This is a genomic window from Lentzea alba, assembly GCF_047445655.1.
GTDB classification, from domain to species: domain Bacteria; phylum Actinomycetota; class Actinomycetes; order Mycobacteriales; family Pseudonocardiaceae; genus Lentzea; species Lentzea alba_A.
On record NZ_JAJAEG010000002.1, the window covers coordinates 182,025 to 195,344 of the forward strand.

Annotated in this window: 12 protein-coding genes; 6 read left to right on the top strand and 6 right to left on the bottom strand. The window is 67.5% G+C overall.

Annotation, left to right across the window (positions count from 1 at the left end; genetic code table 11):
- Positions 1–18: 18 nt before the first annotated feature.
- Together LFM09_RS03885 and LFM09_RS03890 are read right to left on the bottom strand one after the other, a co-directional pair.
- The gene (locus LFM09_RS03885; RefSeq protein ID WP_414094844.1) at positions 19–945 is read right to left on the bottom strand and encodes an RNA polymerase sigma-70 factor; all 927 of its coding nucleotides are present in this window, start codon (positions 943–945) and stop codon (positions 19–21) included.
- A gap of 13 nt (positions 946–958) precedes the next feature.
- Positions 959–1,357 carry a DUF2000 family protein gene (locus LFM09_RS03890; protein ID WP_414094845.1) on the bottom strand — a complete coding sequence of 133 codons (399 nt, stop codon included), beginning with the start codon at positions 1,355–1,357 and terminating at the stop codon, positions 959–961.
- Between the two features lie 50 nt (positions 1,358–1,407).
- On the opposite strand from LFM09_RS03890, the gene LFM09_RS03895 reads away from it, so the two are divergent.
- A complete protein-coding gene (locus LFM09_RS03895; protein WP_414094846.1) occupies positions 1,408–2,169 on the top strand; it encodes an AraC family transcriptional regulator in 762 nt (253 codons plus the stop codon).
- 4 nt (positions 2,170–2,173) lie between these two features.
- Positions 2,174–4,801: a BTAD domain-containing putative transcriptional regulator gene (locus LFM09_RS03900; RefSeq protein WP_414094847.1), complete on the top strand. Its 2,628-nt coding sequence runs from the start codon at positions 2,174–2,176 to the stop codon at positions 4,799–4,801.
- Here LFM09_RS03900 and LFM09_RS03905 read toward each other — a convergent pair.
- From LFM09_RS03905 to LFM09_RS03915, 3 genes are read right to left on the bottom strand one after another with little or no spacing between them, the layout of a single operon-like run.
- A complete protein-coding gene (locus LFM09_RS03905) occupies positions 4,770–5,792 on the bottom strand; it encodes an FAD-dependent monooxygenase (RefSeq protein WP_414094848.1) in 1,023 nt (340 codons plus the stop codon). The two genes, LFM09_RS03900 and LFM09_RS03905, sit on opposite strands and share 32 nt — an antisense overlap.
- Before the next feature lie 36 nt (positions 5,793–5,828).
- Entirely contained in the window at positions 5,829–6,431 is a 603-nt protein-coding gene (locus LFM09_RS03910; RefSeq protein ID WP_414094849.1) for a DUF305 domain-containing protein, read from the bottom strand.
- Positions 6,432–6,435: 4 nt separating this feature from the next.
- Positions 6,436–7,155, bottom strand: coding sequence for a lytic polysaccharide monooxygenase (locus LFM09_RS03915; protein WP_414094850.1), 720 nt, complete (start codon positions 7,153–7,155; stop codon positions 6,436–6,438).
- A gap of 280 nt (positions 7,156–7,435) precedes the next feature.
- On the opposite strand from LFM09_RS03915, the gene LFM09_RS03920 reads away from it, so the two are divergent.
- The 4 genes from LFM09_RS03920 to pip all read left to right on the top strand — a co-directional run bounded on the left by LFM09_RS03920 (position 7,436) and on the right by pip (position 11,716).
- Complete coding sequence (locus LFM09_RS03920) at positions 7,436–7,921, top strand: hypothetical protein (protein ID WP_414094851.1); 486 nt, start codon at positions 7,436–7,438, stop codon at positions 7,919–7,921.
- Between the two features lie 74 nt (positions 7,922–7,995).
- Positions 7,996–8,538 carry a DUF305 domain-containing protein gene (locus LFM09_RS03925; protein ID WP_414094852.1) on the top strand — a complete coding sequence of 181 codons (543 nt, stop codon included), beginning with the start codon at positions 7,996–7,998 and terminating at the stop codon, positions 8,536–8,538.
- 555 nt (positions 8,539–9,093) lie between these two features.
- Positions 9,094–10,290, top strand: coding sequence for a DUF222 domain-containing protein (locus tag LFM09_RS03930; RefSeq protein ID WP_414094853.1), 1,197 nt, complete (start codon positions 9,094–9,096; stop codon positions 10,288–10,290).
- A 478-nt stretch (positions 10,291–10,768) separates the two neighbouring features.
- Positions 10,769–11,716: a prolyl aminopeptidase gene (pip, locus tag LFM09_RS03935; protein WP_414094854.1), complete on the top strand. Its 948-nt coding sequence runs from the start codon at positions 10,769–10,771 to the stop codon at positions 11,714–11,716.
- On the opposite strand, the gene LFM09_RS03940 is transcribed toward pip, so the two are convergent.
- The gene (locus tag LFM09_RS03940; protein WP_414094855.1) at positions 11,713–13,281 is read right to left on the bottom strand and encodes a tannase/feruloyl esterase family alpha/beta hydrolase; all 1,569 of its coding nucleotides are present in this window, start codon (positions 13,279–13,281) and stop codon (positions 11,713–11,715) included. The genes pip and LFM09_RS03940 overlap by 4 nt on opposite strands.
- Between the last annotated feature and the right edge of the window lie 39 nt (positions 13,282–13,320).

The window sequence follows — 13,320 nt, forward strand, 5'->3', positions numbered from 1 at the left end:
TGCCGACTGTGAGCTGGGTCACCAGCTTTCGACGAGGGCTCCTCCGTGCTCGGACGTGGCCCACCGGCTGTTGACGCGGTCGAGCTTGGCGGGGTTGGCCAGGGTGTGGACGGCGGTGATGCCCTCGGTCGTCACCTCCAGGGTGACGACGGTGACGACCCGGCCGCCGACGACCAGCACCAGCGCCGGCATGCCGTTGACGACCTCGGCGAACACCGAGGGACTGCCGCCGACCATCTCCCGCTTGGCCTCGTCGATGGTGAACAGGGTGCGCAGGAACCTCGCCACCTTCAGCGCGCCGGTGATCGGCTTCGGCAGGCTGATGAACACGCCACCCGCGTCGCCCGCACTGATCGCATCGTCCGAAAGCAGCTTCACCAGCTCGTTCGTGTCGCCGCTGAGCGCCGCGGCGAGGAACTCCTCGACGATCTTGCGCGCATCGGCCGCGTCGACCTCCACGCGGGTCCGGCCGGTGGCCAGGTGCTGCTTGGCGCGCCGGTAGATCTGCTGGCAGTTCGTCTCGGTGATGTCGAGGATCTCGGCGATCTCGCTGTGCGCATAACCGAACGCCTCACGCAGCACGTACACGGTCCGTTCGTTGGCCGAGAGCCGTTCCATCAGCGTGAGCATCGCGATCGAGACCGATTCGCGCTGCTCGACGGTCTCAGAGGGGCCGAGCATCCGGTCACCGGCGAAGACCGGCTCCGGCAGCCACTGGCCCACGTACGTCTCGCGCCGGGCCCTCGCCGAGGTCAGCCGGTTGAGGCAGATGTTGGTGAGCACCTTCGTGAGCCACGCCTCCGGCACCTCGACGAGCGCGTGGTCAGCGGCCTGCCAGCGGAGGTACGTGTCCTGCACCGCGTCCTCGGCATCGGTCGCCGACCCCAGCAGCCGGTACGCGATCGCTTCCAGACGCGGCCTGGACTTCTCGAACGGCGCAAGCATGGTTCGCAGTCAATCACGGATGCATGCGGGAGCCCTTGAAGATCTTGTCGACGGCGTTCTTCTGGCCGTGCACCGCGATTCCGACCAGATCGAGGTCCGGCGTGTGCACCTTCCTGACCGCGGCCCGGTTGTCGGCGTCGTTGCCCGTCGCGAACAGGTCGGCCGTGAAGATCGCCATCGGCTGGTTGCGGTTGAGGGCGCGTTCGTGAGCCTTCTTGAGCAGCTCCTGGTCGCCCTGCAGGACCACCACGGGCTGGCCGAACATCGGCAGGTAGTTCACGTCGTCGGCGTCCACATAGGGCTCGCCGCGAAGCTCTTCGGGCAGCCCGCTGACGAGGAAGGCGGTGACGTTCAGCGCCTGCCAGCCGGCCAGGTCGTCGCGCAGCAACACAGCGATCTTGGTGTCGAACATGGGGTTCACGATCGCGGGCACCCGGCGGTGCGGTCTTGTACGTTCTTGACATGGACGTCGCGGCTTGGAAGCCGGACGTGGAAGGCATCCGGGAGGTCTTCCACGCCTCCTTCACCACGCACGCGTATCCGACCCACACGCACGACGCGTGGACGTTGATGCTGGTCGACACGGGTGCCGTGCGGTACGAACTGGACCGTCACGAGCACGGCGCGCTCGTGAACGGCGTGACGCTGTTGCCGCCGCACGTGCCACACGACGGCCGGTCCGCGTACCCGACCGGTTTCCGCAAGCGCGTCCTGTACCTGGACGGCCCGGTGCTGCCTGCCGACCTGATCGGCAAGTCGGTCGACACCCCGATGCTCGTCGATCCGCTGTTGCGCCAACGGCTGCACCAGCTCCACCTGTCGTTGGAGGACACGTTCGAGGCGGCGAGCCGGCTCGCGCTGATCACCGAGCGGATCACGCACGACTTCGCGGGCACCTCGGCCGCCGTGTACGCGGATCCGACGCTCGCCGACCGCCTCAGGCAGTTGCTCGACGCCTCGTTGCCGGACGGGATCACGCTCGCCGAGGCCGCTGCCGAGTTGGAGGCCAGCCCCACGCACCTGGTGCGGGCGTTCAGCAAGCGGTTCGGGCTGGCTCCGCACCAGTACCTGACCGGGCGCCGGGTGGATCTTGCGCGCCGGTACCTGGTGGAGGGACTGCCCGCGGCGGAGGCGGCGGTGCTGGCCGGATTCCACGACCAGTCGCACCTCACGCGCCATTTCCGCCGTGTCCTGGGTACGAGTCCCGGCCGGTTCGTACGCTGACACCGTGCACGTCGGCATTCTCGGCCCCGTTGAAGCGCACTCCGCGGACGGCAAGATCGCGGTGGGTGGGCCGCGGCCGCGCACCCTGCTCGCGTTGCTGGCCATGCGGGTGGGCGAGATCGTTCCGCTCGACCGGCTGGTCGACGAGCTGTACGGCGCCGAGCCGCCGTCCGATGCCGCCAACGCCCTGCAGGGTCAGGTGTCCCGGCTCCGGCGTGCGCTCGGGGACGCTTCGCTGATCGAGTTCCACCCGGCCGGGTACAAGCTGGCACTGGTGGCAGATCAGGTCGACGCGCACAGGTTCGCCGCGTTGGCCGCCGAAGGTCAGCAGGCGCTGGAGCAGGGTGACCCGCAGGTCGCGGAATCCCTTTTGTCCGAAGCACTTCAGCTGTGGCGTGGGCCCGCGCTCGCCGACGTCGACGCGGCCGACCACGCGACCCGGCTCGAACAGCAGCGCTCGACCGCGACGAGTGCGCTGATCGCCGCGCGGATCCGGCTCGGCAAGGCCGACGTGCAGGAGATCTCGGATCTGGTCCAGCAGCACCCGCTGGACGAACGCCTGCGCGGTTACCTGATGCAGGCGTTGAACCAGCAGGGCCGCCAAGCCGAGGCGTTGCAGGCGTTCGAGGACGTGCGAGCACTGCTGGCCGACGAGCTGGGCACCGATCCGTCACCTGAGCTGCGGGCGATCCACCTGCAGATCCTGCGCGGGCAGACCCACCGCGAACTGCCCGCTCAGCTCACCAGTTTCGTTGGCAGGCAAGAGGAACTCCAGCGGCTCGCCTCGTTGACGTCCCGGCTCGTCACGCTGACCGGGCCCGGTGGTGCGGGCAAGACTCGGCTCGCCCTGCAGAGCGCCGACGCCGGGGCGATCTTCGTCGACCTGGCGCCGGTGAAGGACGTCGCGGCGGCGACGTTGCAGGCGTTGGGACTCAAGGAAACCGTGCTGGCGCCGGAAGATCGGCTGACGCTGGCGTTGCGCGAGCGGGACAGCGTCCTGATCCTCGACAACTGCGAGCACGTGATCGTCGAGGCCGCCCGGCTGGCGCAGCACCTGCTCAGCACGTGTCCGTCGTTGCGCATCCTGGCCACGAGCCGGGAACCGCTGGGCATCACCGGCGAGACGCTGTGCCCGGTGCCGCCGCTCAAGCCCGAGCAGAGCGTGGCGCTGTTCGCCGACCGAGCCCGCCTGGTGAACCCGGCGTTCGTGCAGGACCAGCACACCGTCGACATCTGCCGCGAGCTGGACGGCCTGCCGCTCGCCATCGAGCTCGCCGCCGCTCGGACCCGGACGTTGACCACCGAGGAGATCGCCAATCGGCTGGGCGACCGCTTCCGGTTGCTCATCAAGGGAAACCGCGCTGCCGCACCACGCCACCAGACCTTGCGCGCGGTCGTCGAGTGGAGCTGGGACCTGCTCGACGCGGACGAACGCGACCTGGCCGCCTCGCTCGCCACGTTCAGCGGTGGCGTGACGCTGGAGGCCGTCGAGCAGGTGTGCCGGCACGACATCGAGGTGCTGGAAGCGTTGGTGGACAAGTCCCTGGTGGAGGCCGCGGACGGCCGCTACCGGATGCTGGTGACCATCCGCGAGTTCTGCGCTCAGCACAAACGTGTCGACGCCGAGCACGCCAGGTATTTCCTCTCCCTCGCCCGGCGCGCGGATCCCGAGCTGCGCCAACGTGATCAGGTCCGGTGGTTCACCCGGTTGACCGCCGAGCACGCGAACCTGATGCAGGCCGTCGAGTGGGCCACCGAGCACGACCCGACGCTCGCTCTGGAGCTGGTCGGTGCGCTGTCGTGGTACTGGTACGTGAAGGGCAGCCGCACGGAAGTCCAGGGCGTGGCCAGGAAACTCCTCGCTCAGATCCCCGAACAGTCCACAGAGGAATACGGGATCCTGCTGGCCCTGGCCGCACCCGAACGCGCGCAGAACGTGTTGGAGGGCCTGAGCGGTCCGATCAGGCTGCCGTTCGTGCTCATCGCGTGGGCCATGCTGAGCGGCCCGCCGGATCCCTACGCTCCGCGCACGCAACTGCAGGACGACATCGAGGCCAGCGACGACCCGTGGATCAAGGGCCTGATGGGCTTCAGCAACGCGCACGTCGTCTGGGCGGTGCAAGGCGACCGCGCGGCGGCGATCGAGAAGGCCCGCGAAGCGCTTCGACAGTTCCAGGACCTGGGCGAACGCTGGGGCGCGGCCCAGGTCCTGGACGTGCTGGCCAACCTGACCGAGGACCCGCGCGAGGCACTGGCGCTGACTGAAGAAGCGCTTCGAGTCGTCGGCGAACTCGGCGCCAAGGAGGAGCTGGCCGAGCTGCGCGGACGACGTGCGGACCGGCTGCTCGACATCGACCAGGACGAGGCCGAACGCGACTACCACCTGGCGTTGGAGATGGCGACGCAGGCCGGGCTGGCGGCCACGCGGGCGTACGCGAACGCCGGCCTGGCCAAGATCGCCCAGCGCAGGGGCGATCTGGCCGGCGCCGAACAGCTGTTGCGGGAAGCCCAGCGGGAACTGGGTTTCGGGTGGATGCACTCGGCGGCCAAGCAGCACGTCGAGGAGTCGCTGGAAGAACTGGCGCACGCGCGGGAAGCGCTCAGCGAACCAACTCGTACTCAGGGAGCTTGATCGCGGTAGCCCGCTGCATGTCGATCCTGGCGAACATCGGCGCCTTGGGCAGGAACCCGAACATCCTGTCCCGCACCCACATCCCGAGCCGCGTCCCGGGCGCCAGGAACGGCCCGGGATTGCCCTGGCACCCCCGTGCGTACGGTCCGATCAGGGCTTCGTAGCGGGCGAACGCGTCGCCACCCGCCGCCATCTCCCCCGCCAGGACGTAGGCCGAGACGACCGCGATCCCGGTGCCCATGCCGCCCAGCGTCGACCCGTAGCCGGCGTCCCCGATCAACGTGACCCGGCCCGAGCTCACCGTCGGCATCCGCACCATGCTGATCGAGTCGAAGTAGACGTCCGGCGACACCAGCTCGTCCGGCATCATCTCGGGCGGCACCGACGACTTGAACATCACCCAGCCCGGCGCGGTGTTCACGCCCGGCACGCACGTCATGTCGCGGTCGTCGCCCTCGGCGTCCCAGATCGCGAAGTAGTAGCCCCCGAACTTCGGCCGGTACTCCGGGAAGACGAGCCGCCGCACCACGGACCGCATCCCGTCCGCGCCGATGACGAAGTCGAACCGCCTCGGCGGCCCGTGCGCGAACGTCACGTCCACCCCGGCGCCGTCGTCGTGCAGCGAGGTGATCGAGTCGCCGAACACGTACTCGGTGTCGTCGGCACTCGCCTCGTAGAGGATCTTCGACAGGTCACCGCGGCGGATCTCCACGTCCCCGCCGGTGTACCTCGCGGGCAGCCGGCACCGTTCACGTCCTGACGGGTCGCGGAAGACCATGTCCGGCAACGAGACCTGCTCGGCTTTGATCGCGTCGAGCACGCCCATCCGTTCAAGGACGGACAGGTGTGCGTGGCCGCGGAAGTCCACGGCCTGGCCGCCGGGGCGCAGGGCCGGCGCGCGCTCCACCACCGTCGGTGAGAAGCCGAATCGCGCCAGCCAGTAGGCGAGGGCGGGCCCGGCGATGCCCGCTCCCGAGATCAAAACGTCCATGACCCGGAAGGGAACGCCGAGCCGCTGACCAAACGCCTACTGTTCGCTGATGAGACCGAGCATCTGCTGGATCTGGCCCTGCCTGGAGTTCATCACGCGCTCCGCGTAGGCCACGGCCTCCGGGTTCATGCCGTCCTTCTTCTCCGCGAGAGCCATCTCCACGCCGGCTCCCTGGTGCCCGGCCATCAGGTTGAGGAAGGAGAGGTCGAACTCGGCCCCGCTCTTCTCCTTGGTGTCGTCGATGACCTTGTTGTCGAGCAACGGCTGGCCGCCGTGCGCGGCGTGCAGGTCCGCACCGCCACCCTCTGGCTTGCCCCAGAGCTTCAACCACGACTTGAGCGTGGAGAGCTCCTCGCGCTGGGTCGTGTTGATCGCGCCGGCGAGGTCCTTGGCCTGCGGTTTGGTGGCTTTGTCCATCGCCAGCTGCGAGAGGCTGATGCCCAGCTGCAGGTGGTCGACCATCATCTGCACGAACATGACGTCCGCATCGTTGAACCTCGCGCTGGCGGTGGGAACGGGTGGTGCGGCGGAGTTGGCACCGTGTCCGTGGGCTCCCTGGGAACCCTCCGGCACGATCGCCTCTCCGCCGCACCCCGCCAGCGCCAGGACCGCGGCCGCAATCGCGATCAGGCGCTTCATCAGATCAGATCCGCTCCCACAACGACGCCGCGTTCGGCGGTTCCCAGCCGGTCAGCGACGTGTGCGCCTGCCGGCACTTGTACGACGACCCGCCGTAGGTGACGGTCGCCCCGACCGCGTAGGCGGTGTTCGCCGCCCACGTGCCACCAGCAGGAGGTGGCGTCGGGTTGGTGGTGGTCGGAGGCGGGGTCGGGTTGCCGCCACCGCCGCCGATGTTGAGGTCGATGCAGGAGTAGAACGCCTTCACCGTGTCGGCGATGTTCCAGACCGCGCGGAGCTTCTGCCGGCCGGAGAACCCGCTCAGGTTGATGGTGTGCCGCACCGGGTCGACCGGCGCCGCGTTGTTGCCGCTGACGAACCCGACCCGCGTGCTGCCGATGTAGTACTCGTAGTCACGCGTGCGGTGTCGAGCGGTGAACGTCCACGTCATCGTCAGGCTGGTACCGGTGGCAGTCGCCTGCCAGGGCTTGCTGTCGTCGTTGAGCACGGCGAAGTCCCGGCGGTCCTCGCCGCTGCAGGTCACCAAGCCCTTGTCGCCTTCGGCACTCTGCGGCTCCCACTGGGGACCACCGCAGTTCGGCACCACTCCCGACGCGCACTGCGCCTGCCGGCTGGGCGGCGACGACACGTAACCGTGCGCGCTGGCCGTGCCAACAGGCGAGATGAACATGATTACAGGGACCGCGGCGAACAGGACCGCCGCTTTTCGAGCATGTTTGATCATCCGAACTCCTTGGATCGTTCCCAGGCGGGTTGGACCCGTGGCAGGGGGCGGGAACCGGGAGCGTCTAGATCGCTCGCCGATCCAGTTTCGGTGTGGTCTAGACCATAAACCTGGGTTCGGAAAGTGGTCAAGCGGTCACCGGGTGGTCACCAAAAATCGGTGGCTGTCAACAAGTCCACGCTCCGCGGTGGTCCTGTCACCGACAAACCAGGTCACCGGACCGAACCAATTGCTTCACTGGTACTGGGTACAAACCACGGCTTGCCGGGTAGCCCTCGGCATGCGCGATTTCAGCCAGCCCGCCAGGGCAACCGGACCCGGCGTGGTAGCCGACGGCCCGACCGGAGCGGCAACAGTGCTCGTGATCGATCCAGCAGGCGAGGCCCTGCACGACGAGATCCCCGCAACCTGGCGCGCACTGGCGGACCAGATGCGAATCGTGTGGCTCCGCGTCCCCGCCGCCCCGTCGTGGAAGTCCACAGTGGACAAAGTCCTGAGCATGCACCGCGACGACACCCGCACCGTCCTGGACGTGGTGACCAGCGGCCCGATCGCGGCCGACGTGATCGACCTGGCGCACGGCCACGAAGACCTGGTGCGCTCCGTGCTCCTGGTAGACCCCGAGGTCGACGTCGACCCCTCACTCGCCCAAGTCATCGTCCGCAGCCACGGCGGCCCGGACGACCGCATCCCGGCACCGCTCCCGCTCGGCCACCCCGACGTCGTGTCCGGCGTGGTCAAAGCTCTGGACGCGATGATCCCTTAGGTTCCGGAAGTTTCGCTGAACCGGACACATCGGCCACCCGTATGCCCAGTCAGGGAACCGAGACGGGAGGCTTCATGCGAGCGCGTCTGCTCATCATCGTGCTAGGCCTGCTAGCGCTGACGGGCTGTTCGATGTCCGGAGCCAGCAGCTCCGGCGAACCAGCGGCCAACGAAGCGGATGCGACATTCTCGCTGAGGATGATCCCCCACCACCGGCAGACGATCGACATCGCCAAGGTCGCGATGGAACGCTCAAAAGACGAGTTCGTGGTCAACGTGGCCGACAAGATCGCCACCGCCGAGGCCGGCGAGATCGAGCAAATGGCCACCTACCTGCGCTCCTGGAACATCCAGGTCCCCGGCGACGACCCGCACGGCACCCACAAGATGGCGGGCATGATGACCGCCAAGGACGTCGAAACCCTCAAGGCAGCCCAGGGCAAGCAGTTCGACGACCTCTTCCTCGCCACCCTGTCCCGCCACCTCCGCAGCGGCGTCGACATGGCGAAGGACGCCCAGGCCAAGGGCGAGCACATCGGCTCGAAGGCTCTGGCCAGCAAGATCATCGTGTCGCAGACCGAGGTCCTCGACCAGATCGCCGCCAAGCAGAAGCCCTGACGCTCCAACGCTCTTAACGCACGCCACTCACACGTCCACCGCGCCGCGCAGTGGGCGTGTTGGCGTATCCGGGATTCGCGGTGCCGGGCGGGTCGGCTTGCGTTGGCGGGCGTCGGTTCCCTGGCGGGCGGGTCGGCTTTGCGTGCGCTGGTCACGTTCCAGCGGAAGGGTCGCCTTGCGTGCGGGCGGTCGCCTTGCGTGCGTGGCCGGGCGGGTCCTTAGACGAGCTTTGGTTGCGTCATCGCCGCTTCGCGACGATTGCGATTGGGGCTTGACTTCGGGGCCCTCACGAGGCGCTGGTCGGCCTTAAAAAGCCGGGCATGTAAAGCGCCCGGCCGATCCGAAACGGTAGCACCTCGAACCCAAAGTCAAGCCCCAATCGCCAGCGTGCGTGGTTGCGTTGACACCGGACCTCACCAATACCGGTACCCAGTCGGGCATTAGGCCTGTACGGGCTCGCTTCGCGTCGCCACAGGCGGGCAGCTCGGGCGATTCATCCGATCGTGTGCGGCTTTACGCGTTATCTTATCGTGATCTTGCGGTAGATTAGAACACGTGATCGAATGTCTCCCACTCCTCTCCACCGACGATGTCCTGCGCGACATCGTCAATGATGTGATGGAGATCCGGATTCGCGAACACGCCGTCATGCAGAGAATCGCCGAATTGGATCGGCGAGGCGCCGCATCCGAACTCGGCTACAAGAATTTGGCGTACGTGTTGCGCGACGCGGTCCGCTGGGATCGCACGATCGCCAAGCGCCGGATTGATCACGCTCGCCTGTTGGCGTCGGAAGTCACCCCGACCGGCAGCGAACTCCCTCCCGAACTTCCCGTCACCGCCTCCGCGGCGGCAGAGGGCGCGCTGTCGATCGAGCACGTCGCAGCGGTCGCCGAGGCCATGAAGACCCTGCCCGCCGACGCCGAGGCATCGGTAGTCGACTTCGCCCGCGAGCACGAACCAAGTTCGGTGCGCTCGTTCGGCAAGGAGCTGGCCTACCGCCTCTACCAGGACGACCCCGAGCCTCGCGACGCCGATCCCGCGCCACAGGTCAACGACCTCACGCTGCACTGGCGCGGCGACCTGCTGAAGGTCTCAGGCACCCTGGACAAGGTCACCGGCGCCAAGTTCGAAGCGCTGATCGACCCCTTGGCCAAGCCCCGCCCGACGTCGGAAGAAGGCCCCGACCCGCGCTCCCGCACCGAACGCCAAGGCGACGCTTTCGCTGAGCTGGTCGACCTGATGCTGCGCGCCGACCAGATGCCCGAGCACGGCGGCGAGCCGGTCACCCTCACGCTGACCATGCGCTACGAGGACCTCGCAGGCCAGGTCGGCTCGGCGACGCTGGACACCCGCGAACGCATCCCGGCCGACCAGATCCGCCAACTCGCCTGCAGCGCGGGCATCATCCCGCTGGTGTTGGGCACGCAGTCGCAGCCGCTGGACGTCGGCCGCAAGGCCCGCACCTTCACCGCCGGAATCCGCCGACTCCTGGTCATCCGCGACCGCGGTTGCGCGTTCCCCGGCTGCGACCGGCACCCGAAGCACTGCGACGCCCACCACATCAAACATTGGGCCGACGGCGGCGCCACCTCCGCAGAAAACGGCGTGCTGCTCTGCCGCCACCACCACACACTGATCCACCACAGCGGCTGGACAGTGAAAATGGCCAACGGCATCCCGGTCTTCTCCCCACCGAAATGGCTCGACCCCGACCGCAGACCCAGACGCAACCTCATCAACGCCTTCTAACAGACAGGCCGGTAATCGCCGTGCCTGAAACGGCCTGATCCCGCGCACGGTCAACGCCGAAGGCGAGGCGCCCCGGCAATGGCGACGCGAAGCGAGCCCGTAAAGGCCTAATGCCCGACTGGGCGCCGGTAATGGTGACGTGTCGTGCCAACGCAACCACGCACGACGGCGATTGGGGCTTGACTTTGGGTTCGAGGTGCTACCGTTTCGGATCGGCCGGGCGCTTTACATGCCCGGCTTTTACAGGCCGACCAGCGCCTCGTATGGGCCCCGAAGTCAAGCCCCAATCGCAATCGTCGCGAAGCGGCGATGAAATGACCCGGCCCGTCTAAGGACCCGCCCAGCCACGCACGCAAGGCGACCGCCCGCACGCCACGCGACCCCTCCGCTGGAACCGGCGGCCAACCACGCAAGCCGACCCGCGCAAACCCAACAGAAACCGGTCGCACCCCCCACCCCACCAAAATAGGCTCAACCCATGTACCCCATGGTGGAGCCCTACGACCAGGGCATGCTCAACGTAGGCGACGGCCAACAAATCCACTGGGAAGTGAGCGGCAACCCGACAGGCAAACCAGCAGTGGTCTTCCACGGCGGCCCAGGCTCCGGCCTCAACCCGAAATGGCGGGAAGACTTCGACCCCCAACACTGGAAACTCGTGCTGTGGAGCCAACGAGGCGCCGGCAAGAGCACCCCGCCGGCCAGCGACCCGTCCACCGACATGAGCCTCAACACCACCCAGCACCTGATCGACGACGCCGAAAAGCTCCGGGAACACCTGGGCATCGACAAGTGGCTGCTGATCGGCGGCTCCTGGGGCTCGACCCTGATCCTCGCCTACGCCATCCAGCACCCGCACCGGGTCAGCGAGATCATCATCCCGGCGGTGACGGCTTCCCGCCCAGAAGAACACGAGTGGATCACCAGAGGCCTGGGCCTCTTCTTCCCTGACTACTTCGAGGCCTTCCTGAACGGCCTCCCGGAAGAAGACCGTGACGGCAACCTGGCCCTGGCCTACAACAAACTCCTCAACTCCCCGGACCCGGAAACACGCGAAAAGGCGGCCTGGGACTGGTGCAAGTGGGACATGTCCACGGTGACCGGAGGAGACAACGACTTCACCGGCACGCGGTGGGACGACCCGGAAACCCGCTACCGGCTGGCCAGGACGGTCACGCACTACTGGGGCAACGACGCGTTCATCGAACCCGGCTACATCTTCGACAACCTGCACAACCTCAAGGGCATCCCGGGCGTGCTCATCCACGGCCGCAACGACTTCGGCGGCCCGCTGCAGACGGCGTGGGAAGTCGCGAAGAGGTGGCCCGACGCCGAACTGGTGATCCTGAACGACGCCGGCCACGTCATCATGGAAGGCAACAGCATGGACCGCGCGATCGCTGCCGCGGTCGAAAAATTCCGTTAAGGCGCAACGGGTCCGGGCCGGTGATACAGGTCCTCACCGGCCCACCGCACCCGGTCCACCGTCTGAAAGCCCGGCGCGGCAACGAAGTTCGAAGCATCGTCCACCGAACCCGAACCGTCATACTTAGCCCGCAACGGATACGGGAACACCGGACGAGTCCGCACGACGTTGCCGTCAGCGTCACGCCCCTCCGCGATCACACGATCAGGCGCCGCACCTCCCTCGACCCACGACACGAGCGAGCGGAACGGGTCGAAGTGGGTCAACGTGTCGCCGCCCTCGCAGTGCGAGATCGACGGCACGATGAACAGGCGTGCCCAGTCCGGTGTCCGGCCTCCGGTCAGGCGCTGCCAGTAGTCGATCGTGCCCTGTGCCGGGATGGCCTGGTCGGCGGCGCCGTGCCAGAGGATCAGCTTGCCGCCCGAACGCCGGAACTCCCGCAGGTCCAGCGAAAGTGAGTTCGCCTTCACGGTTTCCGGGACCAGGCGGCGGAACTCGCGCACCGTGAACTCGAACTTCTCCAACGACGAGTGCGGCTGACCGATCGGGTAGACGAGGTTCTTCAACCCGTTGTCGGCCAGTTGACCGGCGATGGAGCCGCCGAACTCGGCACGCGGGTTGATCCACCAGAGCCAGCCGAGCTCCGAGCCGTAGGCCTGCCCCGCGGGGTACAGACGCACGCCTCTGTCCACAGGACCTGAGTACAACCGTTTCGCCCGAGCGATCTCCTCGTCAGTCAAAGAACCCGCAAGCGTGGCCGGGTCGAACCTGCACAGCCGCGGCTCGTCGATCTGCTTGTCCACCAAGCCGTCGAGCCCGTCGCAGGCCGCCATCACGGCCGAGTGCAGCAGCACGACCTTGTCGTCCGGGATGGCGTTGCGGGCGAGCCAGCCCTGGTACGCGATCAGGCCGGTGTAATGGGAAGCGGGTGCGGCGGCGATGATGCCGTCGAAGTCGTGCGGGTAGCGCTGGGCCAGCACCAGCGCCTCACGGCCGCCGTTCGAGCAACCGGTGAAGTACGACTTCCGCGGCGCCTTGCCGTAGAAGACGCCGACCAGGTGCTTCGACACCTTCGACAGCACGTGCGGGGCGCGGAAGAAGAAGTCGTCGCGCGCTTTCTGGTCGGCGCGGGCCCACTCGGTGTCGAACGGGTTCTCCTCAGGCCACTGGTGGCCGTCGTCGGTTGCCGCCACGGCCGCGTCGCCGAAGGCCGGCCCGCACTTCGGGAAGGCCGGATCAGTGATGAAACCGCAGAATCCGCCACAGCCGTACTGGACGTAGCGGCCGCGGTAGGTCTGCGTCGGCAGCTTGAGCTGGAAGCCGATGTTGGGCTCGATCTTGCCGCGCACGTCGCAGAACTCCGGCACACCACCGGAAGCCGGCACCACCACTGCCGACGTGACCTGCGTTTTAGCGTCCGGCACGGCGTACGAGCGCACCAGCTCCGCACACGAACGCGTCGGCTGGACAACAGAATGAGACTCGCTCGCGACAGCGGGAGACATTCCGGCCAGCACTGTCGCGAGCGAGACACAAGCGATGAAGATCTTGCGATGCAAAGACATTCGTCCTTCCCCCTGTAGTCGGACGTACAGGGGGAGTCT

What these genes read in the sequence shown, in the direction of transcription:
- LFM09_RS03885 (WP_414094844.1), bottom strand. Translation starts at nt 945, where the DNA reads ATGCTTGCGCCGTTCGAGAAGTCCAGGCCGCGTCTGGAAGCGATCGCG.
- LFM09_RS03890 (WP_414094845.1), bottom strand. Translation starts at nt 1,357, where the DNA reads ATGTTCGACACCAAGATCGCTGTGTTGCTGCGCGACGACCTGGCCGGC.
- LFM09_RS03895 (WP_414094846.1), top strand. Translation starts at nt 1,408, where the DNA reads ATGGACGTCGCGGCTTGGAAGCCGGACGTGGAAGGCATCCGGGAGGTC.
- LFM09_RS03905 (WP_414094848.1), bottom strand. Translation starts at nt 5,792, where the DNA reads ATGGACGTTTTGATCTCGGGAGCGGGCATCGCCGGGCCCGCCCTCGCC.
- LFM09_RS03910 (WP_414094849.1), bottom strand. Translation starts at nt 6,431, where the DNA reads ATGAAGCGCCTGATCGCGATTGCGGCCGCGGTCCTGGCGCTGGCGGGG.
- LFM09_RS03915 (WP_414094850.1), bottom strand. Translation starts at nt 7,155, where the DNA reads ATGATCAAACATGCTCGAAAAGCGGCGGTCCTGTTCGCCGCGGTCCCT.
- LFM09_RS03920 (WP_414094851.1), top strand. Translation starts at nt 7,436, where the DNA reads ATGCGCGATTTCAGCCAGCCCGCCAGGGCAACCGGACCCGGCGTGGTA.
- LFM09_RS03925 (WP_414094852.1), top strand. Translation starts at nt 7,996, where the DNA reads ATGCGAGCGCGTCTGCTCATCATCGTGCTAGGCCTGCTAGCGCTGACG.
- pip (WP_414094854.1), top strand. Translation starts at nt 10,769, where the DNA reads ATGTACCCCATGGTGGAGCCCTACGACCAGGGCATGCTCAACGTAGGC.
- LFM09_RS03940 (WP_414094855.1), bottom strand. Translation starts at nt 13,281, where the DNA reads ATGTCTTTGCATCGCAAGATCTTCATCGCTTGTGTCTCGCTCGCGACA.